This window comes from Sporosarcina siberiensis (assembly GCF_042681925.1).
GTDB lineage: Bacteria > Bacillota > Bacilli > Bacillales_A > Planococcaceae > Sporosarcina > Sporosarcina siberiensis.
This window is the reverse complement of record NZ_JBHUGI010000034.1, coordinates 316,334-339,249: the sequence shown is the minus strand read 5'-3', so window position 1 is coordinate 339,249 and position 22,916 is coordinate 316,334. Positions and strand designations below refer to the sequence as shown.

Sequence of the window (22,916 nt, the reverse complement as noted above, 5' to 3'; positions counted from 1 at the left end):
AGATCACCATTTTGCGATGTGTTCTTCTGAACAACCAAGCATTTGCCGAATCTTTAGTTTGGAGTGGTTTTCTAATAGTATTTCTCCATCAAAATACCCCACTAGTTGATGTACCTCAGTTCGAACGATTTTAATGTTTGTCGCAGAAACACGTTCAAAAAAAGGTGTGAATGTTAGATTCACCGTATCGGAAAATTTCGTTTGTATTTTCCATTGGTTCATAAAGTTAGATGAATCATAAGTGAATATAACATCCTCATGAATTTTTGTCATAGCTCCATTGATGAATACTGCATTTTCAGTCATACCAGTACCATCAGTCCATTTTCCTCCGAAGTTTAGCCCGATTCTGCGACCGCCAAGTCGTTGAGAAGCCATAGCCCAATTCCACTCTGCATTTCGTGGCCAAATACCACGTCCATAATCAAGCACAGCAAAACTATAATCTGGATTAAAATCATATCTTTTATCGCCAATCTTTACAAAACCGGAAGTTGGAAGTGTATGGTGTTTGGCTGTGAATTGAAAAACGTTTCGACTTTTTGGGATTACAACATTCAAAGACTCATCATTTGGTGGATGAGTGATGTGTAAATCGGCGTGTAGTATTTCATTATCAAAATCAGGAATTGTTACGGAAAGATGAGTCTCTCCCTGAATGTGAAACATTTGAACGGTGAGATTATCATTTGTAAATTTAACGCTTTCAAGAACATTTTCGGGCATTTTTACGGATCGCCCCATTGGAATTGTTATTTGTTTTTCAAAAAAGCGCTGAGTTTCATAATCTAAAATATAAACAAAACAGACGACGGCATAGTCAATATGACTAATTGTTGCAGAAAACATGAGATTTTCTCCGTATACACACCAGTAATTCCACTTCTTTTTTTTCATGAAGTTTTTCGCTAAATTACTTTGGATTAAAGGATGCCGAGCAAAGCCGATTGCTTCTGGATTAAGCAATCCCTTGCTGTCGCAAAGTGTAACGGGTGCTGTGATTTCTCTTTCAACGTGCTGCATGCCGACTTCCCCCTGACTATTGTTTTTATAATGACTTATTGCTATACTTCTTATTGTACCAAATTAACGGGGGCTTAGCTCAGCTGGGAGAGCGCTTCGCTGGCAGTGAAGAGGTCGTCGGTTCGAGCCCGATAGTCTCCATAGGTAAGATGAAAGTGTTTCGGGATTTTTCCGAGGCACTTTTTTGTGGTTTAATATTGAGAAGTTGATTGCGATTGCATTTAAGTACTTCTTTCTTTTATTCAACCGAAATTGCATTCCTATCGTCTTTCATTCATAAGTTGTCAAAAGGAGGCTGTGTTTAATGTACGATAGGGAAGCGGCAGTTCAATATGCGAATAAGTGGTGGAACGACTACAACCCTGCATATCCGAAATTTGATGTAGATTGCACAAACTATGTATCACAATGTTTACGTGCGGGTGGGGCACCGATGTGGGGATATCCAAATCGTGAAAAGGGTTGGTGGGTTCAAGGGGGAACTTGGAGTTTAAGTTGGTCAACATCTCATTCACTTAGATGGTATTTAGGCACATCGAAAAAAGGATTGACTGCGACACGGGTAGCATCCGCAGATTTACTTGAACCGGGTGATGTGATCTCTTATGATTTTCAAAACGATGGAAGATACGACCATTCAACAATTGTTACTGCAAAAGTGGGTGGGGTTCCACTTGTCAATGCACATACGTATAACGTTCGGCAGCGGGATTGGGCGTACAAAGATTCCTATGCAAGCACACCAGATGCTAGGTATGTATTTTTTAAAATTAACGACCATTTTTCATGATGAAGATGTAAGGCATCTGGTAACTAGACATGAAAAAGACAGTTCATCTTTAAATAGATGAACTGTCTTTTTGAATTATTTTTCATACCATAAAACTGCAAGTGTACCTTCTCCGGCATGTACAGCTAGAACGGAACTCATTTCACCAATTTCAACTTCCATTCCAGGAACTTGTTCTTGAATAAGTTTTTTCAATTGATTGGCTTGTTCTATAACATTGCCTTGCATAAGATAGATTTTATGAATGCCATTTTTATGTGCCTCAATTACTTTATCAATCAAATATTGCATAGCACGTTTTTCGGAACGGACTTTAGCGATTGGTTCTAGTTCGCCAGAGGCATTGATGTGAACGATAGGTTTCACTTTTAATAGACTGCCGAGATAAAACTGTGCAGCACTCATGCGACCGCCTTTATATAACTGTTCTAAATTACCCATTAAAATATAGGTGTTACAACTGCCAACCATCTGGTCAAGTTCAACTTTAATTTCCGCTACGGTTGCACCATTTTTATGCATTTCCATGCCGTGTTGGAGGAGTCCTGTAATTCCGTAAGACAATTGAAGGGAATCGACAAATGTAATAGGGAACCCAGCAATTTCGGCGCCACCCATTGAAGAGTCGAGCGTTCCACTCATTTTTGACGATAAATGAACAGCAAATGCTTCTTCATAGTCTTCAGCAATTATTTTATATTTTTCTCCAAACTCTCCAGCTGAAGGTTGCGAAGTTTTAGGAAATTGGTCAGCGTTTCTAATTTTTGTATAGAGTTCCTCAGCTGTTAAATCGATACCATCTATATATTGGTCTTCTCCAAAATGGATATTTAGAGGTATCGAAAAGAAGTCTGGATTTTCTTGAAGTTCTTTTGGGATATAGGCAGTACTATCTACAATCCAGGCTATTGGTTTTTTTGCCAAAATAAAATCCCCCTTTTTAGTTGTTTTTACACACTATTAATATTATACCATGAAAAGTAATCAGAAAGTATTGTAAATAATGATTGGTTCGTTCAAATTCAAGGAATCGGCAAATAAAAACAAGTTAAGGTATAATGGAAAAAAGAACATCAAAAGGGGAAATGGTTAATGAATGAACAAGCCTTATCAGTAAGAGATGCAATCCTTACACGTCGTTCAATAAAAAATTTCAACGTACAGCCAGTGGATACCGAAAATATTGCGGAAATCCTAGAAGATGCTTCATGGGCACCGAATCATGGAAACCGTAATCCTTGGCGTTTTGTCGTCGCTGCGAGCGGGGAATACACTGCGTTTTTAGATGTACTTCGTGAGTACGGCGTGCCTAAATGGAAAGAGCTAGATGAAGATGCGCTAGAGCAACAAATGAAGAAGTTTACGGGTCCCGGTGCAGCAGTTTTTGTAATTGTTCCGGAAGACGCACGTCAGAAAGAAAGACTAGAAGATTACGCGGCAGCAAGTATGTTTATCCAAAACGCACAACTGCTTGCGTTGGATAAAGGAATCGGCACTTGCTGGAAAACTCCTCCGTTTTTGGATAACCCGAAATTCAGGGCAGACCTTGGAGTAAAACAGGGTGAAAGAATCATTAGTATGTTGCAATTCGGTTATTTTGATAATGCTCCGAAAGCGCGTCCACGAGTTGATATGACTGAACTCATTACATATTTCGGTCGTGAAATAGAATAAACAAAAAACCGGATTGCGTTTAGTACATGCAATCCGGTTTTATTGTTGTAAAAAAATATATCCGACACTTGGGACGTGATATCCGACAAACGCATGCGGATATCTGACAAGTAAAGGGTTATATCCGACACATCCAACGATATATCCGACAGTTTAAACATAATATCCGCAAAACGGGACTTAAGACCGCCATAAAAAAGCCGAATCCTCAAAAGGATTCGGCTTTCATCTTATTTTTTAAGTTCATCCCGCGTAAAATGAGCAATTTCGTAGTAATAATCGCCAATGACGCGCAAACCTTGGTCAAAGTTTTCCAAGTGGAAGTGTTCATTTGGAGCATGGAAGTTTTCCGATGCGAGACCGAAGCCCATTAGAACGACAGGAAGGTCCAGGATTTCATCAAAAGCAGCTACAATTGGAATCGATCCTCCACCACGTATGTAAGCTGTTGGTACATTGTATACTTTTTCATACGATCGACCGGCTGCTTGAATTGCAGGATGTTCGAATGGTGTGATATATGGTTTACCTTTGTCAAATTCGGTTACAGTAACAGTGACTCCGACGGGTTTATGTTTTTCGATATGTGCTTTAAGTTTTTCAACAATTTCTTCAGGATCTTGGTTTGGAACGAGGCGACATGTTATTTTTGCTCCGGCTTCAGCTGGTAACACCGTTTTAATGCCTTCACCTGAAAATCCGCCGAAAATACCGTTGAGCTCAAGTGTTGGTCGAACCCATGTCTGTTCAAGATGTGTATATCCTTTTTCACCGAACAACTCTGGTACTTCCAATTCATTTTTTAACGCTTCTTCGTCAAAACCGAGTGCATCATAGGCTGCACGTTCTTCATCCGATAGTGCTTGAACATTGTCATAAAAACCTTCTACAGTTATTGTTCCATCTTTATCACGGAATGAAGCGAGGACTTCAACTAGGGCATGGAGTGGGTTTTGAACACCACCTCCGTATAGTCCAGAGTGAAGATCGCCTTTTGCTCCTTTGACATCGATTTGAACGCCGCAAAGTCCACGAAGTCCGTAACATACAGCAGGTTTGCCAGGTCCGTACATTCCTGTATCTGAAATGACAATGAGATCAGCAGATAGTTTTTCTTTATTTTCTTCGATGTATTTTTCAAGACTAGGGCTGCCCACTTCTTCTTCGCCTTCGATTAAAAACTTAACGTTTACAGGTAGGCTTCCGGTTTCTTTAATAAGCGCTTCAACCGCTTTTACGTGCATAAATACTTGTCCTTTATCATCACTTGCTCCGCGTGCAAATAATTTGTTGTCACGAATTTCAGGGTCGAATGGACCGCTTTCCCAGAGTTCAATTGGATCTACAGGTTGTACATCATAATGACCGTAAACAAGAATTGTAGGTTTTCCTTCTGCATGAAGCCAATCTCCATAGATGACTGGATGTCCATCCGTTTTATCGATACTTAAATTTTCGATTCCTGCGTCTTGGAGAGATTTTAATAGCCACTCTGCTGCAAGTTGCATATCCTTTTTGTGTTCAGATAATGCACTAATACTAGGTATTTTTAAAAAGTCCTTCAATTGTTCAATATGTGCGTCACGGTTTTCTTTGAAATAACCATCAAGTGCTTGTAAATGATCCAACTCAATCCCTCATTTCAAAAAGTTTTTGTATGGAAATAGTATAGCAGACTTGTTTGAATTTAAGTTAGAATTACAGACGCGAAATAGAACGATATGGTATGATATTTAAAACTCATATGGCGAATTAATAACGTGAAATGATCAATTATTCTGGGAGGAACTGCACTTGTTTATCGCACTAGGCTTCTTTTTAATAATGTCGTTTTTTCTTTCTGGAAGTGAAACGGCACTTACAGCAGTAAACAGGATGAAAGTCCAATTTCGAGCGGAGCAAGGAGATGTACAATCTGTAAAGCTGCTGGAATTAATATCGAAGCCAGATCGCATGATTACTGCAATATTAATCGGAAATAACATCTCAAATATAATGATGCCGACAATCGTTACGATGATTGGATTGGAACGTGGTTGGAAAGTTGGGATTTCTACTGGTGTTTTGACTGTAGTCATTATTATCTTCGGAGAAGTTTTACCTAAAACAATAGCTGCAACTTTTTCAGATAGAGTGTCTTATGTCGTAGCTCCTGTCATTGCAGTTCTCGTTAAAGTGTTAACACCACTCACATCGTTACTTTCGGCATTTACAAATATTTTTATACGGATTATATCAAAAGGTACAGTGACACAAGCAACTTTAACAAAGGATGACCTAAGATCGATGGTGGATATTGCATCTATTGAAGGTACATTTGAGCAAGCTGAATCGCTTCGGCTAAAGGGAATACTCGATTTTCCAGATAAAGATGTTTCAGATGTTCTGGAAACACACCGAACAGATATTATAGGTTTGCCGATTGAAGCTACGTACGAAGAAGCTCGTGATACAATTCTTGAATATTTTTATACTCGATATCCTGTATATGAGGAAAGTATGGACACCATTATTGGGGTATTTTATTCGAAAATGATTATTGAATGGTCGATGACGCCAGAGAAAACACTTGGAGAGCTAATCGACCGCGATTTGTTATATGTTGTTCAGTCTGCAAGTGTCGAGACGGTTTTTAAAAGAATGCTCTCGAAAAAGAAACATATGGCAATTGTATTGGATGAATACGGTGGAACGCTTGGTATTGTAACTCAGGAAGATATTATTGAAGAGATGATTGGACAAGATATAGAAGATGAAACAGACAGTGAAGACGAAGCTCTCATTTATGAAAAAACCGAAAATGTACTTACATGTCACGGTAGGCTTGAAATTGTAGATGCGATGGAGCTGTTAGGTGTTGAGTTACCAACAGATCATGAGACAATTGGCGGCTTTGTATTGCAGGAGCTTGGACATTTACCAGAGTCTGGTGATAAGTTCTCTTACGAACAGCTTCGTATCGAGATTGAAGAAATGGAACGTAATCGAATTGTGCGAATGACCATTACAAACTTGGAGCCGCAAGTATAAAAGACCTTGTCTTGAGAGATTTACCTAGAAGCTTTCTGCGAAGTTAAGGTTCCTTACACATTTGTAAGTAAGCTGAAAGAGAATACGATGGCTGTAAACCCGTTAATTGCTGATAATGTTAATTAACAGTAAGAGACGGGGGAGTTAGCAATGGAACAAAATCTAGATGGCTTGTATGAGGAATATGGTCGCTATATTTATCATTTGTGTTTAAAATTGACACGTAATAAAGAAGAGGCAGAAGATGTCATGCAAGACGTCTGGGTTAAAGTTGTTCGCTATGAGGACCGAATTACCGATGTGGATCATATGAAAGCATGGCTAACTACGATTTGTATGAATACGTTTCGGGATCGTTATCGGAAAGATGTCAGACGAAGCAAGCATGTTATGAATCAGCCTGATACATTAGACGTTCCGCTTCTAGATTTGGTTGCAAGTGAAGATTTAACGCCTGGTGAGCTTCTTGAGAAGAATGATATTGAGTTTCTTGTTCAACAAAAGATTGGCGAGCTTGATGTGATTTATAGAAAAACGATTGAATATTTCTATGTGTATCAGTATTCCTTGATTGAGATTTCGGAGCTTATGAAGGTTTCAATTGGTACTGTTAAGTCTCGGTTGTTCCGCGCGAAGAAGTATTTGAAGGAAATCATGATGCAGGATAATAGTGTAAGAGAATATGTTATTGCATAAGAGTGTAGCCGGTTTATGGCTATGCTTTTTTGTTTGGAATTTTTAATGGTAAAGTAGCGGGTAACAGGATTCATTAGTTAAAAAAGGATTCAAAAAAGACTGCCGAAGGGCAGTCTTTGGATTATTCGAATTCGGCACGTTTTTTATTGAGTTCCGCGAGTTCTGCTTCTAATTTAGCGAGTCGCAGTTCGGCCTTATGAACGAAGCTGTCGTTTCCGGTCGATTCTAGTTTTTCGATATCGCCCTGTAAATTGATATAGTCCATTTTTAGTTCAGCGATTGCATTTTCTACTTGTCTTTGATTCATGAAGAAAACCCCTATCTCTTTTCCTCATTGTAGCATGTTGGACGTCTTTTTTCCTGTGGATTCACCCCCGGTTTTTCGTTTGGGGTATTCCAGGTAGTAATAAATTGCTTCTACAATCGAGTCTTTTCCGCTGCCGAGCCCAAGCGCGGTTTGTCTTGCGATTGCCTTTTTTCTAAGTGATTCATGTAAAAGAGGCTCCATAATTGCATTTAGTAAGCTCGATTGTTTTATTTTCCGACCGGTCCCGAGATGAATAAAACCATGCTGTTCTTTTGGGAAGGCGAGAGACAATTCGAAATCATTTTGCGCGACAACGACACATGGAATCCCCATTACAGCTATTTCAAATGGCATATATCCTGATGCGCATAGAACGATGTCAGCGGAAGAGAATGCTTCGTGTAAATCGAATGGAAAAGTTTGAATGAACGTATTTCTTCTACCAAGGGCCATCATTTGAAGTTCGCTTACGTCATGGCTATAGTTTTCGCCGACTAAAACGGTTACTTTTAGCGGGATTTGTAATTGAAGCATATGACGCAAAGCGCGGTAAGACAGATTACCTGTATCTTCCTCACCAAATGAAATAACGAGATGTGGAAGTGGCTGACTTAATTTTCTTTTCAGACCAATATTTTTATAAGATGCAAGTTGTTCATCAACAATAAAGTTTTTGATTCCCTGGATGTAATGATCGGGAACTTGATCATTTGTTTCAGAGTAAAGTGTTTGGAAGACAATGTCCGCAAACTTTCCACCCTCCCCAAAGTCATCAAAATGGATTACTGTTGGCACAATTTCACATATTTTCTCAACTTCTTCTTGTAAAGTGGAACCGGTATCACGCAGAAGAATATCGGGTTTTATTTCCGAAATTGTCTTTAACAGTGTTGAACTTGGAGCAATTGTCACTGTTTTAAAATCGGTGGGTGCTACTGGAGAGTGATTCCCACGGAGAAATATGATTTCGACACCTTCAAGTGCTCGGGCGATTGTTTCAGCTCTTCTTTCAGGGTATGTCCCTTTTCCATCCGAGTGACTAATGTGAATGACTGCTTTTTTCTTATGATTGTTGTCTATTAGAATCATCCTTCCTCATACCATCGATTTATACATCTCTTAATCGTATGGTCTGAAAAAAGTTTATATGTATTTAAATATGGAATAAGATTGTCTATATGATAAACTTATATTATTTACAACTGAGGGAGGACCTTTTATTGTTTGAGTCATTGTTATTTAATCTCATGCTTGTTGTGTTAATTGGTATATTATCGCAATGGGTTGCGTGGCGATTCCGTATGCCAGCGATTGTTGTGATGTCAGTTGTTGGGCTTCTTGTAGGGCCTATCTTCGGCGTTATTAATCCCCAGGAAAGTATGGGAGAGTTTTTTGAACCAATTATTACATTTGCAGTTGCAATCATCTTATTTGAAGGAAGTTTGAATTTAGATTTCCGCGAAATCAAGGAATTTAGAAAGCCTGTTTTTAGAATTGTTACCGTAGGTGCAGTAATTGCTTGGATTGCAGGGTCTCTAGCAGCGCACTATTTCGCGGGGCTTTCATGGGCTGTTGCATTTATAATGGGGGGCTTGTTCATTGTCACAGGACCAACTGTTATCTTACCGCTCCTTAGGCAGGCGAAGTTAAAGCCACGTCCCGCGGCGATACTGAAGTGGGAAGGGATTGTTGTAGATCCCTTTGGTGCATTGCTTGCGGTATTTGCTTTCGAGTTTTTCAAGTTCTTAAATAGTGAAGTTACATTGAATTCATTCTTACTTTTCTTTGCTGCATCTTTTTTCGCCGTCCTCCTTGGTTGGGGTTCGGGGAAAATACTTGGTACTGCGTTTGAACGGGGCAATGTGCCTGAGTTTTTAAAGTCTCCTGTATTATTCGCAGTTGTACTATTCACATTTGTATTATCAGATGAAATCATGCTGCAGACAGGTCTTTTAGCTGTAACTGCGATGGGAATGAAGATGGCAAATATGCGTTTGTCGTCGATTCAAGACATTCGACACTTTAAAGAAAATATATCGGTATTGCTCATTTCGGGTATATTTGTGATGCTCACTGCTTCACTCGATCCAGGTGTGCTAATCGAAATATTTAACGTGAATATCATGTGGTATGTACTTGTAATGCTCTTTATTGTTCGACCTCTGTCGATATGGGTTTCAACAATAGGAACAGAACTGACGAATCGGGAGAAATTACTTATTGGTTGGATCGCGCCACGTGGAATTGTAGCGTTAACTGTTTCTGGATATTTTGCTACGATTTTATTAGATCATGGTTACGAAGATGCCGAAATTCTGACAGCATTGACGTTTGCACTTGTTTTTACAACGGTTCTTGTACATGGCTTTTCCATAGGACCTCTTGCTAAAAAATTGAACTTACAAATAACTGACGAATCGGGTGTACTCATAGTCGGTGGTTCCCGTTTTGCTGCAGACTTAGCTGCATCTATTAAGAGTACTGGCAACGAAGTACTCATCGTAGATCAGACTTGGACTGGCCTATCGCATAGCCGTAAAGTTGGGCTTAACGGGTTTGTGGGAGATATTCTTTCAGAGCAACTGGATTATCATTTGGACTTGACACCGTATCGATTCATACTAGCAATGACGAATTTAGATACGTATAATGCACATGTTTGCGAGGATTTCGTACCTGATCTAGGTCGTGAATTTTTGTTTCAAACAGCGGCTCTTGAGACGAATGTTGAAAAGAATTATAAAATTACTGGAGGGCGGTTACTTTTTTCTCCAGCAGTATCGATTTATGATTTAGAGGAAAGAATGAACGAGGGGCATGTAATTCGTAAAACACTTATTACGAAACAGTATAGTTATACACAATACTTGCGTGAGAGAGATGACACATCAATCTTGCTTTATATACTCCGCACAGACGGCTCCATTGAATTTTATTCACCAAAAGTTGAACTGAAAGCAGAAGCTGAAGATACAGTTATTGCATTGGTTTATCCAACGAAAACAATTGAACGGGTGAAAGAACGATTGAAAGATGTGAACGAAGAAGCTGAGATTCCGCATCAGAAAATAGAGGGGTTATTTTCGACTGAAATAAAAGCAGAGAAATCTTTTATTCCGGGTGATGCACCTATTTCAGCAAAATGAAAAGGGGTATTGTGTAGTAGGAGGTTTTTTAAATGAAAGTATTATTCGTTAACGGTACAGTGATTGGAAAGAAAACAGGAGTAATGCTTGAAATTATTCGAAACTATATAGAGAAAACAAATTGTGGATATAGTTTAGAAATCATGAATTTGAAGGATTATGAACACCAAATTGTCGATGGACGTCCGCTTATCGAATATAATACAGATATGCAAGAAATCGTTCAAAAGTTTAAGGAGGCGGATGGCTATGTCATTGCGTCGCCAATTTTCCAAGGTTCTATACCCGGTGTTTTGAAAAATGTATTGGATATGTTAGATCCAAGTACGATGCGATACAAGCCTGTTACAATTGTCGCAACCGGGGGTACTTACCAACATCATCTTGTAATGGAATATCAGTTAAAACCTATATTGGATTACTTTAGATGTATGGTAACGCCAAATTACGTTTATACACAGGCTGGAGATTTCGATCACGATAACCGGATTAGTAGTAACGATGTCCATGATCGTTTTCGGGAACTGGCACGTGTTTTTGTTCAATATGCAGAGATGAGCAAGGTTCTTAGAGAAGTTCCAAATACTAAGAAATAGTTTTGATGTCACCCAATGAAACAATTGTTGGGTGATTTTTTATTGCGCATTTTGTATGCTCCCGTGATAAAACCAGTTGCGTGACATGCATTGCATCTAAATCTCCCGTATAATTGATGTATGTAGAAAGGGGATTTATTTAACTTATGTCTAAATCACTTGTATTAGCTGAAAAACCCTCAGTCGCTCGAGATATTGCGCGAGTTTTAGGGTGTAACAAAAAAGGAAATGGCTTTCTTGAAGGAACAAACTATATAGTGACATGGGCACTCGGTCACCTCGTAACGCATGCTGATCCGGAAGGGTACGGCAATGAATTTAAAGAATGGAAGCTCGAGCATTTACCGATTGTTCCAGAACCGTTTAAGCTCGTGCCGATTCGTCAAACAATGAAGCAATTCAATGCGGTAAAAGCGCAACTTCGAAGAAATGATGTAAAAGATATTATAATTGCAACAGACGCAGGACGCGAAGGGGAACTCGTTGCTCGTTGGATTCTTGAAATGGCGAAAGTCAAAAAACCTGTAAAGCGTTTATGGATCTCATCTGTCACAGATAAGGCGATTAAAGACGGTTTCAACAATCTGAAAGACGGCCGTGCCTATGAAAATTTATATGAAGCTGCAGTTGCACGTGCGGAAGCGGACTGGGTCGTTGGTATAAATGCAACCCGTGCACTAACGGTGAAGTACAATGCTCAACTTTCAACGGGTAGAGTTCAAACGCCGACACTAGCGATGATTGCAGAGCGTGAAAACCAAATTCGTGATTTTAAGCCAAAACCGTTTTACGGCATGCAAGCATTAACGGAAACTGCGAAATTCACATGGCAAGACAAAGCAGGTCAAACGCAATCCTTTGATAAAGAATTAATTGAGAAGCGGATGGCGGCCCTAAATAACGTTCAAATTGGAACGATTAAAGAAGTGAAAATAACACCGAAAACACAACCAGCACCTCACTTATTTGATTTAACAGAGTTGCAAAAAGAAGCACATCGTCTTTGGTCATGGTCCGCAAAAGAAACATTATCCACATTGCAGGGGCTTTATGAGCGTCATAAAGCGGTTACGTATCCCCGCACAGATTCCAAGCATCTAACTTCGGATATGGAAAGTACATTGAAAGAGCGGATAAAGGCAGTTGACCTTGGACCTTATCGCAAGTCAGTCAACATGCTACTGCGGTCAGGAACGATTAAACCTCAACGCGGCGTAATTGACGATAAAAAAGTTACGGATCACCATGCAATCATACCGACAGAGGAAACTCCGATTCTGCAAGATTTATCGGATAAAGAAAAGCGCTTATATGACTTGATTGTTAAACGTTTTCTTGCTGTGTTCTTTGGGCCGTTTCGTTATGATCAAGTAATTGCAGAACTGACTGTTGGAAGTGAACTATTCAATGCAAAAGGCCGGACGATTACAGATGTCGGGTGGAAAAAAGTATATCAGGATGAGGATGTTGAAGTTGAATCCGATACGCTTCCAGCATTCACAAAGGGCGAAGAAGTAAAAATTCGTGCAATTGTAATGACAGATGGAAAAACGAAGCCGCCTGCACGATTCAACGAAGGAACATTGCTTGGTGCGATGGAGAACCCTTCACAGTTCATGCAAGGCGAATCCAAAGACCTGATTAAAACAATAGGTGAAACAGGTGGACTTGGAACTGTTGCTACTCGTGCAGACGTTATTGAGCGTTTATTTGGTTCATTTGTCATGGAGAAAAAAGGGAATGATATCTATACAACATCCAAAGGTAGACAATTGTTGGAACTCGTTCCGGAAGATTTAAAATCACCAGCTTTAACTGCAGAATGGGAACAAGGATTATCCAAAATCGCAAGCGGTCAAATGAAGAAAGCGGCATTTATGAAAGAAATGATTCTTTTTTCGAAAAAGACTGTAACTGAAATAAAAACAGATGAAAAAAAATACAAACATGATAATGTAACAGGTAAAGCATGTCCAGATTGCGGTAAACTTCTTTTAGAGGTAACGGGAAAACGCGGTAAAATGCTCGTCTGTCAAGATCGAGAATGTGGTCATCGAAAAAATGTTTCCACGCTAACGAATGCCAGATGTCCTGTTTGTAAAAAGAAGTTAGAGTTGCGCGGTGAAGGCGACGGGAAGATCTTTGTTTGTAAATGTGGACATCGTGAAAAGTTATCGGCATTTGAAAAGCGCAGAGAGAACTCCGGCGGTAAAAAAGCAGATAAACGCGATGTTCAAAAATTTATGAAAAAGCAAGAGGAACCAGAGAATACAGCTATGGCAGATGCTTTAAAAAAGCTATTTGAAAAGTAAAAATAAATATAAAACCTCCATCGGGTGGATGTAATCATGTGAAGGTATGATTGATTTACATGCTGAATTTAGGTATAGTATAGTTATTCAATAGTTCAGAAAACTATAGTGCGGGAGGTGGAGTGACATGAATGCCGTTTTGACCAATGCTTCAATGAACGATCAACTGCAACGTTATGATGCTATTCGACGAAGAAATGCGGACGACGCATACAATCGAACGATACAATATAATGGGCAGAATCGTAAAACTGTAGAAGATTTGGAGGCTTTACTCACCGGTAAAAACGAGACTGAAACTGTTCAAACAAACCGAAAAGAACAATCAGTCCAACCCAATCAACCGGAGAACCAGGCATTCCAACCACTCGGCGCGGGGCAATTAAAACAGGCATCCTTACCCGTTGGAAAAACGTTGGAAGAAACAATCAACATTTGGCGAGGCTTGCGATCGGAAGCGATATCAACACCAGAGCCAACACTAGAAAATTATCAAATTGCCGCAAAAGCATCAGCGGAAATTATGTATACAGAAGCCAAAATTGCTCTTCACAATATGGCGAAAAAGTTTAAAGACATGAGCGCAATTGAAACTAAAATTAGCGCATCCACATACAATGATGCGCGCGATACATCTCATTTAGAACGATTTGAAAAGGCGGTCACAACCTACTCTATTCAATCTCAAATGAAACAAAACGGCTTTAAAATGACGATGCCTGAATTCTCACAAACGGCCTAATAAAAGTCAAAAGACCGCCTTTCAAAAGGTGGTCTTTTAACTTTCCACGGCCAAGCGCGCAACCGATTGGGGGGACAAAAACTTGGATTGAGGTGACATCATGTGATTAGATCGTAGATCATTCGGGATTGCGGGGACATCCCTCTCCAGAGGGTACAAAAACCGGATTTGAGAGGACATCCTCGTTTAAAGAGAGGACATCATCATGATTAGAGCGTAGATCATCCGAGATTGCGGGGACATCCCTCTCGAGAGGGTACAAAAACCGGATTTGAGAGGACATCCTCGTTTAAAGAGAGGACATCATCATGATTAGAGCGTAGATCATTCGAGATTGCGGGGACATCCCTCTTTAGAGGGTACAAAAACCGGATTTGAGAGGACATCCTCGTTTAAAGAGAGGACATCATCATGTTTAGAGCGTAGATCATCCGAGATTGCGGGGACATCCCTCTTTAAAGGGTACAAAAACCGGATTTGAGAGGACATCCTCGTTTCAAGAGGGGACATCATCATGTTTAGAGCGTAGATCATTCGGGATTGCGGGGACATCCCTCTTTAGAGGGTACAAAAACCGGATTTGAGAGGACATCCTCATGTTTAGAGCGTAGATCATCCGAGATTGCGGGGACATCCCAGTCGAGAGGGTACAAAAACCGGATTTGAGAGGACATCCTCGTTTCAAGAGAGGACATCATCATGATTAGAGCGTAGATCATTCGAGATTGCGGGGACATCCCGAAAATATACGAAAAGGGAGAGACGAAAAATGGGCAAACAAAACCGAAAACAAAAAACAAACGCAGTACGCATATTAGAACGTGAAAACATCGCATATGAACTCATGGAATACGACGTAAACGATGGACTCGTAGACGGTGTTTCTGTCGCAGAAAAAACTGGGCAATCTATAGACATCGTATTCAAAACGCTTGTAACGAGGGCAAACGCTAAAGAATTATTTGTTTTTTTAGTACCAGTCGCTCTCGAACTCGACTTGAAAAAAGCCGCAAAAGCAGCAGGAATTAAAAAAATCGAAATGCTCCCACTTAGTGAACTAACAAAAGAAACTGGCTATGTGCGGGGAGGCTGTTCGGCAGTCGGGATGAAAAAAACGTATCCAACATTTATCCACAACTCTGCTCAACTACATGCCGAAATCATTGTAAGTGCTGGATTACCAGGCTTGCAGATGCGACTCTCACCGGAAGCACTTGCGCTAGTCTCAAAGGCAAGTTTTCATGATATTGTAAAAGAATAAGACCAAGACTCCCGAACACATTCTTCATGTTATAATGAATAAGCATGCAAATTTTCACGAATGCGTTACTAGAAAGAAGGATACATATGAGTAGGATATTAAGATGGAGATGGACATTTTTCCTGACGGGATTAATGATCTGTGCACTTGGAATTTCAATGACAATAAAGGGGCAACGATTCGGAATAGGTCCTTGGGATGTATTTCATGTTGGCCTTTATAAAAACTTTGGGTTAACAATAGGAACATGGAGTATTATTACAGGTTTATTCATTGTGCTTTGCACTGCTCTAGTGCTCAAAGAGTGGCCGAAACTAGGCACATGGCTCAATATGATTTTACTTGGTTTTTTTATCGATTTATTCAACTGGATACTTCCCGATTTTGAGTCGTTCAGCGCACAACTAATAGTATTCATAGTCGGCATCATTATTTTAAGTTTTGGTATTGGCGTCTACGTATCACCGAATATGGGAGCGGGTCCAAGAGACAGTCTGATGCTCATATTTGTTGAAAAGTTTGGCATCGGCATCAAAACTGTGCGAACTACAATCGAGGTGGTTGTCGCGATTTTAGGATGGTTGTTAGGCGGCCCAGTAGGTATTGGAACAGTGTTTATCGCACTATTCATAGGTCAAATCGTACACTACTCACTACCACTTTCCCGTAAGTTGCTGTTGAGAGTAATTGGCGAAGAGGATGACTCGGTATTGTATAATTTTATCCCTGCGAAGTCCTCGGCCACTAACAAGTGAAGAAGCGAATATTAAATAATGGACAAAACTATGATTCATACAACTGCAACGTTATAAAATCAAGGAGATTTCCCGTTGAAATTAACGAGAAGTCTTCTTTTTTTTATTGTCCAAGCATACGCTATTCATAGGTATAGAAAGGATGGCGACTATATGTATGGAGTAATAACACAATACATGGGGACGGCTTATACAGGGCAAGGAATCTCTCATAAATACGACGAGCTGATTGCATTTGCTTCAAAAACAGTTTTTATAAAATGCCCCCCGACAAATTCGATTTCAAAATTGTTGAATGAAACCGGTTCACATTACTTGAAACTGGGATTCAACATCGATCGATTTATGGATCCGACAAATCCTGACCAAACAGATGCAATATTTGTAAAAGGGCCCAACTTACTATTTGTTCAGGCCTCCCACCCAGTTGCACTTGAACCTACAGATATTGGAGTAAAACATAAAGTGATAAGTTTTTACGATATGTATGATGAAAATAAGTTGAAAGAAAAAAATCAATGTATTGTAAAAAATCTCGCAGAAGCAGAAAGATTTCTAAAGAAAGCCTTGAAATCACTTTCTGAAGCTAAAATAATTCACGATGAGTGGGAGACCTTCAACATTGAGCGAATGATGTGGGAACTCCATGAAAATACAATTCTTGCTCTTAAGGATGAATTGTTTAATAAGATATCCTTAAATAAAAAATCAACGGAAGCGCATCGACTCATTGGGTCGTTAACGTCTGGTGGAGCTTGTGATTTCATTCCTTCCATTACTCAAAAAGTGGAACGTCGTATTCTTATTAAAGGACTTCCAGGAACGGGGAAATCCACTTTAATGAAAGCGTTGGCTTTAGAAGCAAAAAAACGCGGCATTGATGTTCTTTATGGATGGTGTGGACTAGATCCGAACGGAGTGGATCTCATTCTCTTTCCTGAATTATCGGTTTGTCTGATCGATGCAACGAAACCGCATGCTTATAATCCAGAACGTCCTGGTGATGAAATTTTAGACCTTGTTCATATGTGTGCGGAAAATGAAGTCGCAGAGGAAAAGGTACGTGAAATCAGTGAGCAGTATTCAGAGAAAATGTTGGATAGTACGGGTTACATGCAAGCCTATGCTCAAGCGAACAATAAACTGAAAACAGCCATGGATTCCGCTATAAAGCAAAGTGTTTTCGAGGAAAAATCCAGGCTGCTAATGGAAATGTTTTAACAACTACTGACTAAAAATGCGCGCATATATATTATGGAAATCGGTTTGATTAGTTCTATTTATAAAAGGTCATCCTACTACTGACGTGAATGGATATGGTAAAGTAAACATAGAAAACGTCTGAAAGGAAGATGACCTTGTCAAAAGTATTAAATGCATTTTTAACGGAAAACTTAAAGGAGCTTCGTGAACAAGGACTTTATAATGAAATTAATCCCCTTGAAGGTCCAAATGGTGCGGAAATTACAATAGGTGGAAAACAACTTATAAATTTATCCTCAAATAACTATCTTGGACTTGCAACAGATGAAAGTTTAAAGGAACTTGCAAAAGACGCAATCGATAAATATGGAGTAGGCGCGGGTGCTGTACGTACAATAAACGGTACACTCGATTTACACGTACTCTTGGAAGAAAAACTTGCCCAGTTCAAAGGTACAGAAGCAGCAATATCGTTTCAATCAGGGTTTAACTGTAATATGGCCGCAATTTCAGCTGTGATGAATAAAAAAGATGCAATCCTTTCGGATGAATTAAACCACGCATCCATCATTGATGGGTGCCGTTTGTCAGGTGCTAAAGTCATTCGTGTCAATCACCAAGACATGGACGACCTTCGTGCAAAAGCGAAAGAAGCTACGGAATCCGGGCTATATGAAAAAGTCATGTACATTACGGATGGTGTTTTTTCGATGGATGGCAACATAGCGAACCTTCCAGATGTTGTGAAAATCGCGAAAGAATTTGATTTGATCACATACGTTGACGATGCGCATGGTTCAGGTGTTACTGGAAAAGGGAAGGGAACCGTTAAGCATTTTGGACTCGAAAAGGAAATTGATTTTCAAATGGGAACCCTTTCCAAAGCGATTGGTGTTGTTGGTGGATATGTTGCCGGTACACAAGAACTCATCGATTGGTTAAAAGTTCGTTCACGTCCATTTCTCTTTTCAACAGCAGTTACTCCAGGAGATGTCGCCGCAACAATCGGTGCATTGCAAATCATTATGGATTCTACTGAACTTCACGACAAACTTTGGGAAAACGGCGATTATTTGAAAGCCGGACTCCAAAAACTTGGTTTTGATATCGGTGCTTCAGAAACGCCAATTACACCATGTATCATTGGCGAAGAAAAGCTGTCTCAGCAATTTTCAAAACGACTTATGGAAGAAGGCGTGTATGCTAAAGCAATCGTTTTCCCAACAGTCGCAAAAGGAAAAGGCCGAGTGCGTAACATGCCAACTGCATCACATACGAAAGAAATGCTCGACGAAGCGCTTTCTGTATATGAAAAGGTTGGGAAGGAACTCGGAATTATTTCGTAATAAATAAAGAGTGTTGTACAATTTATGGCGTTGGTGAAGTATAAAAAAATATATATATACTGAACTAAAGATTCATGTTGCTACTCGCTGATTTCCGTTCCGATCGGACGCGTTCCATGGGGCGTGCTGTGAGCCTCCTCGTCGCGAAAAGCGCACTCCTGCGGGGTCTTCCAAGTCACGCTAATCCCATAGGAGTCGCCGATCTGCACTCCGATCAGCTGGAAAGTGTGGGGAATATAAGTTCAGTATAATAGAAAACAAGTGAGGTTCCCTGCAGAATAATAAAATGATGCTTTTTTATACTTTAAGGTAAAACCACTCATTAAAAAAGTGAGCAAAAACAATTATTCCCTAAAGCAATGTAATCCCGTTTTGGGTGATCCCCATCTATTTCAATGTGCAATCTTAGTTGCTTGGAGTGCAAGGCAGTCTAAAATCACGACGTCCTGTCGTAACGACTGCATGACCCACTTCGTGTGGGCCTTCGGCTAAAGATGACTCCGAGAGGATTAGCGTGCGCCTTGAGACCCTGGACGGAGCGAAGCGAAGGAAGCGGCTCAAGCCACGCCCTCCGGAATGCGTCCGACTGGAACGGAAAGCGACGGGGGTACTTGGAAACCTATGTAAAAAAGATAGCCCCAAAAGTTAATGTTCGTAGACTTTCAGGACAGTTCTACAGCAAATAAAAAAATCGATTGTAGCAGGCTAAAATTCTTCACCAACATCATATGTCAAAGAACTAAAAAGAAGGAGCTCACATCCGTTGAAATAACGGAGGAGCTCCTTTTTTATTTACTAGACCCTTTTATCATATCAGGAAAAGCCTCAATTTCCATGCGTCTCATCATATGATGCATTACATAGCGCTGCATCCCAACTGCATTTGAGATGGATAAAGCAGCCTCTTTTTTAAAGCCCTCATACTCTTTCTTTTCTTTAAATATAAATGCTTTCAATCCATGATTCATCCAAGGCGTACGTGTTTTTTTTGAAAATTCTTCGGCCTTATCATATTGTTTGCGCATCGCAAAAGAAATACCGGAATAGTAGTATTTATAATCGGATTCACTAATTTGTTCAACAAACTCTAAAACCTCATTCGGCTTATTCTGATGAATGGCTAGATTTGCGCTGTAGATGGGACGCATACTATCTTGTGAATAGACATTTACAATACGTTTTAATGAATCTTCAATATCCTGATCATTTCCATGACCCAGTGCATAGGAATAATTGAAGATAGGTCTCTTATTATTTAATGTGACGTACCGATCGAGAGTTTTTATAGACTTAGATTTATAAATAATATGTAGTGGTTTCAGTATAGAAATTGCAAGATACAGAACAATAATAAGTATGAAAACAAGCGAACGTGGCACACCATATGAAATGAGTGTGATTGACAAGAGAACACCAATAACAATTAGAAGAACAAATCGAAATACCTTTGAGAAAATGAGCGTTTTGTTTTGCAAGTAGATCCACCTCAAGTTTTCTTTAGTATAACAGATAGCAAGATTAAAATTCATTAATCTTAGTTGTGTTTTTGAGAAGAACATTTTATAATGATTTATACGCTGTAAATATGTGTTTTTGGAATAGTTGAAAACTCGTGTACTACTAGTAAGTACGTTTTTTGTGAAAGTGGGGGATTTTCAGATGAAGAAAATTATCGTAACGGGTGCTCTTGGTCAAATTGGTTCTGAATTGATAATAAAGCTGCGAACTATGTATGGAACTGAAAATGTTTTAGCGACGGATATTAAACAAACGGACTCCGTAATGGAAGGTCCATTTGAAGTTTTAGACGTTACAGACGTGAAAAAAATGCATGCACTTACGAAAAGTTTCGGAGCGGATACGATGATGCATATGGCTGCATTATTATCTGCTAAAGCTGAAGAAAATCCATTGCTTGCATGGAATTTGAATATGGGTGGACTTATGAATGCCCTTGAAGTTTCCAGAGAGCTGGAAATGCAATTTTTCACACCAAGTTCAATCGGTGCGTTCGGACCGTCTACACCTAAAAAGGGTACTCCGCAAGATACATTGCAACGTCCTACAACGATGTACGGTGTCAATAAAGTGGCTGGTGAATTATTATGTGATTACTATCATAAAAAGTTTGGACTGGATACGCGCAGCGTCCGCTTTCCAGGGCTCATCTCCCACGTTTCAAAACCTGGTGGGGGAACAACAGATTATGCAGTTGAAATTTACTATAAAGCATTAGAAACAGGGAGATACACCTCTCCAATTGCAAAGGGAACGTATATGGACATGATGTATATGCCGGATGCATTGCAAGCGATTACTGATTTACTAGAAGCGAACCCGGAGAAATTGATTCACAGGAATGCATTTAATGTAAAAGGGATGAGTTTTGAACCGTCTGAAATTGCTGCATCAATTCAAAAGCATATACCGTCATTTGAGATGTCCTATGATGTGAATTCAGAACTTCAATCCATTGCCGATAGTTGGCCAGATTCAATTGATATATCTGTTGCGTGTGAAGAATGGGGATTCAAATCAATTTACGATCTTGATTCAATGACCATCGATATGTTAGAAAACTTAAAACTTAAAATGGATAAATAAACATGAAAAAGCTTCGCGGTGTATTGTCCGCGAAGCTTTTTTGATGTCGTCTTTTAAAACAATAGATGTGCCACACCTGCAACAATTGGAAGTGCGATAAGCGTGCGCAATAAGAAAATGAAAACCAAGTCCATAAAGTTGACCGGGATTTTTGAACCTAGTAGAAGCCCACCGACTTCAGCTAAGAAAATTAGTTGTGTTACGGATATTGCCGCAACAACAAATAATGTCAAATCAGATGTTATTAAGCCCTCTGCCAAAATAACGGGTAAAAACATATCTGTAAAACCTACGACCATTAATTGAGCGGCATCCGCAGCTTGTGGTATTTGCAGGAGTGCCAAAATCGGTTCAAATGGTTTACCTAATATAGTAAAGAATGAAGTATTTTCTACGACGATTAATGCGGTTGTTCCGAAAGCCATAACAACAGGTATGACACCAATCCACATATCTAGGACGTTTTTAACACCTTCTGAAGCATTTTTAGCGAACGAGCGGCTTGACTCTGCTTTCAGTAATGCATTTTCGAGCCCATGTGAAAATGAATTATATCCTTCAGGTAATTTTTCTTCATCCCCCGTAAACGGTCTTCCATCAATGTATTCTTCTTTTTTGCCAACCAACGGAAAAATTCTTGGCATGATAAACGCTAGAACTAAACCTGCAAAAACGACGGTTCCGTAAAATGGAAGGAAGTACGCACTAAGTCCAACCGTTTCAATGATGACAATGGAGAACGTAATGGATACAACGGAAAAGGTTGTCCCGATGATTGCGGCTTCCTTTTTTGTATAAAAGCCTTCTTCATACTGCTTGCTTGTGAGAAGTACTCCAATTGTTCCGTCACCAACCCATGAAGTTAAAGCGTCAACTGATGAACGACCCGGTATTTTGAATAAAGGACGCATTACTTTCACCATTAGTGTCCCAAAAAATTCAAGTAATCCAAAATTTAAAAGGAGCGGCAATAATAGGCCAGCAAATAAGAAAATTGTGAATAAAAATGTGACAAGTCCATCTTCGCTAAGTAATAAACCACCCGTATTTTCTCCCCAAATCGCTTCGGGTCCTAATTGAAGCACTACCATTAATGCAAATACTGCACCGGCAACACGAGTAAGAGTCCAAAAAAGAGAAACTTTGAATAGGTTTTTTAAAAAGGATGGATGAGCTTCATTCTTTTTAATCGGTAAAAAGAGTATTGATCCGAGTGCAGCAATGATGAGAATTATGGTTGCAATCCATGGCATTACCGGTGAAATTGCTTCCGCTAAATAAAATGCGAATGTTGCAATGAGCACTTTCCATTCCTCACCAAGTTTCATGGGTATCATGAACAAAAGAATACCGAGAATAGATGGAACTAGGAAAAGTAACCATGTTGATAAACTAAACTTTTTCATTACACTGCTCCTTTGTAAGCGTTTT

20 protein-coding genes and 1 tRNA gene are annotated in these 22,916 nt (G+C 39.6%); 14 read left to right on the top strand and 7 right to left on the bottom strand.

The features are described from left to right. Positions 1 to 3: 3 nt before the first annotated feature. Positions 4 to 1,023 (bottom strand): DUF2804 domain-containing protein, encoded by a 1,020-nt coding sequence (locus tag ACFSFY_RS15600; RefSeq protein WP_381539618.1) that lies wholly within the window; start codon positions 1,021 to 1,023, stop codon positions 4 to 6. A gap of 68 nt (positions 1,024 to 1,091) precedes the next feature. On the opposite strand from ACFSFY_RS15600, the gene ACFSFY_RS15595 reads away from it, so the two are divergent. Together ACFSFY_RS15595 and ACFSFY_RS15590 are read left to right on the top strand one after the other, a co-directional pair. Beyond that, a tRNA-Ala gene (locus ACFSFY_RS15595) sits at positions 1,092 to 1,164 on the top strand. Positions 1,165 to 1,327: 163 nt separating this feature from the next. Beyond that, on the top strand, positions 1,328 to 1,813 hold the full coding sequence (locus ACFSFY_RS15590; protein ID WP_381539616.1) for an amidase domain-containing protein: 486 nt from the start codon (positions 1,328 to 1,330) through the stop codon (positions 1,811 to 1,813). 75 nt (positions 1,814 to 1,888) lie between these two features. On the opposite strand, the gene ACFSFY_RS15585 is transcribed toward ACFSFY_RS15590, so the two are convergent. Further along, positions 1,889 to 2,737, bottom strand: coding sequence for a DegV family protein (locus ACFSFY_RS15585; RefSeq protein WP_381539615.1), 849 nt, complete (start codon positions 2,735 to 2,737; stop codon positions 1,889 to 1,891). Positions 2,738 to 2,905: 168 nt separating this feature from the next. Here ACFSFY_RS15585 and ACFSFY_RS15580 point away from each other — a divergent pair, with 168 nt between their 5' ends. Beyond that, positions 2,906 to 3,487 carry a nitroreductase family protein gene (locus ACFSFY_RS15580; RefSeq protein ID WP_381539613.1) on the top strand — a complete coding sequence of 194 codons (582 nt, stop codon included), beginning with the start codon at positions 2,906 to 2,908 and terminating at the stop codon, positions 3,485 to 3,487. Between the two features lie 230 nt (positions 3,488 to 3,717). Here ACFSFY_RS15580 and ACFSFY_RS15575 read toward each other — a convergent pair whose 3' ends face one another. Beyond that, positions 3,718 to 5,115 carry a dipeptidase gene (locus tag ACFSFY_RS15575; protein WP_381539611.1) on the bottom strand — a complete coding sequence of 466 codons (1,398 nt, stop codon included), beginning with the start codon at positions 5,113 to 5,115 and terminating at the stop codon, positions 3,718 to 3,720. A 166-nt stretch (positions 5,116 to 5,281) separates the two neighbouring features. Between ACFSFY_RS15575 and ACFSFY_RS15570 the strand changes: the two genes are divergently transcribed. Continuing rightward, a complete protein-coding gene (locus ACFSFY_RS15570) occupies positions 5,282 to 6,517 on the top strand; it encodes a hemolysin family protein (protein ID WP_381539609.1) in 1,236 nt (411 codons plus the stop codon). Positions 6,518 to 6,667: 150 nt separating this feature from the next. Then, on the top strand, positions 6,668 to 7,213 hold the full coding sequence (locus tag ACFSFY_RS15565; protein WP_381539608.1) for an RNA polymerase sigma factor: 546 nt from the start codon (positions 6,668 to 6,670) through the stop codon (positions 7,211 to 7,213). 121 nt (positions 7,214 to 7,334) lie between these two features. Here ACFSFY_RS15565 and ACFSFY_RS15560 read toward each other — a convergent pair whose 3' ends face one another. Both ACFSFY_RS15560 and ACFSFY_RS15555 read right to left on the bottom strand, forming a co-directional pair. Then, positions 7,335 to 7,520: an SE1832 family protein gene (locus ACFSFY_RS15560; RefSeq protein ID WP_381539607.1), complete on the bottom strand. Its 186-nt coding sequence runs from the start codon at positions 7,518 to 7,520 to the stop codon at positions 7,335 to 7,337. Between the two features lie 24 nt (positions 7,521 to 7,544). After that, positions 7,545 to 8,609 carry a PseG/SpsG family protein gene (locus ACFSFY_RS15555; protein WP_381539606.1) on the bottom strand — a complete coding sequence of 355 codons (1,065 nt, stop codon included), beginning with the start codon at positions 8,607 to 8,609 and terminating at the stop codon, positions 7,545 to 7,547. A 131-nt stretch (positions 8,610 to 8,740) separates the two neighbouring features. Between ACFSFY_RS15555 and ACFSFY_RS15550 the strand changes: the two genes are divergently transcribed. From ACFSFY_RS15550 to ACFSFY_RS15515, 8 genes are all read left to right on the top strand, one after another. Then, positions 8,741 to 10,666, top strand: a complete 1,926-nt coding sequence (locus tag ACFSFY_RS15550) for a cation:proton antiporter (protein WP_381539604.1) — start codon at positions 8,741 to 8,743, stop codon at positions 10,664 to 10,666. A 32-nt stretch (positions 10,667 to 10,698) separates the two neighbouring features. Next, positions 10,699 to 11,262, top strand: coding sequence for an NADPH-dependent FMN reductase (locus tag ACFSFY_RS15545; RefSeq protein ID WP_381539602.1), 564 nt, complete (start codon positions 10,699 to 10,701; stop codon positions 11,260 to 11,262). Positions 11,263 to 11,408: 146 nt separating this feature from the next. Further along, entirely contained in the window at positions 11,409 to 13,574 is a 2,166-nt protein-coding gene (locus tag ACFSFY_RS15540; protein ID WP_381539600.1) for a DNA topoisomerase III, read from the top strand. A gap of 127 nt (positions 13,575 to 13,701) precedes the next feature. Further along, on the top strand, positions 13,702 to 14,316 hold the full coding sequence (locus tag ACFSFY_RS15535; RefSeq protein ID WP_381539598.1) for a hypothetical protein: 615 nt from the start codon (positions 13,702 to 13,704) through the stop codon (positions 14,314 to 14,316). Positions 14,317 to 15,085: 769 nt separating this feature from the next. Continuing rightward, positions 15,086 to 15,577 (top strand): Cys-tRNA(Pro) deacylase, encoded by a 492-nt coding sequence (gene ybaK / locus ACFSFY_RS15530; protein WP_381539596.1) that lies wholly within the window; start codon positions 15,086 to 15,088, stop codon positions 15,575 to 15,577. Positions 15,578 to 15,663: 86 nt separating this feature from the next. Continuing rightward, the gene (locus ACFSFY_RS15525) at positions 15,664 to 16,332 is read left to right on the top strand and encodes a YczE/YyaS/YitT family protein (protein ID WP_381539594.1); all 669 of its coding nucleotides are present in this window, start codon (positions 15,664 to 15,666) and stop codon (positions 16,330 to 16,332) included. Between the two features lie 153 nt (positions 16,333 to 16,485). Then, a complete protein-coding gene (locus ACFSFY_RS15520; RefSeq protein ID WP_381539592.1) occupies positions 16,486 to 17,553 on the top strand; it encodes a hypothetical protein in 1,068 nt (355 codons plus the stop codon). Positions 17,554 to 17,690: 137 nt separating this feature from the next. Further along, positions 17,691 to 18,881, top strand: a complete 1,191-nt coding sequence (locus ACFSFY_RS15515) for a glycine C-acetyltransferase (RefSeq protein WP_381539590.1) — start codon at positions 17,691 to 17,693, stop codon at positions 18,879 to 18,881. Positions 18,882 to 19,669: 788 nt separating this feature from the next. Here ACFSFY_RS15515 and ACFSFY_RS15510 read toward each other — a convergent pair. Next, positions 19,670 to 20,356, bottom strand: a complete 687-nt coding sequence (locus ACFSFY_RS15510) for a hypothetical protein (RefSeq protein WP_381539589.1) — start codon at positions 20,354 to 20,356, stop codon at positions 19,670 to 19,672. A gap of 184 nt (positions 20,357 to 20,540) precedes the next feature. On the opposite strand from ACFSFY_RS15510, the gene ACFSFY_RS15505 reads away from it, so the two are divergent. After that, the gene (locus ACFSFY_RS15505) at positions 20,541 to 21,485 is read left to right on the top strand and encodes an L-threonine 3-dehydrogenase (RefSeq protein ID WP_381539587.1); all 945 of its coding nucleotides are present in this window, start codon (positions 20,541 to 20,543) and stop codon (positions 21,483 to 21,485) included. Positions 21,486 to 21,538: 53 nt separating this feature from the next. Here the strand turns inward: ACFSFY_RS15505 and ACFSFY_RS15500 are convergent, their stop codons facing one another. Next, positions 21,539 to 22,891: a YjiH family protein gene (locus ACFSFY_RS15500; protein WP_381539585.1), complete on the bottom strand. Its 1,353-nt coding sequence runs from the start codon at positions 22,889 to 22,891 to the stop codon at positions 21,539 to 21,541. Positions 22,892 to 22,916: the final 25 nt, after the last annotated feature.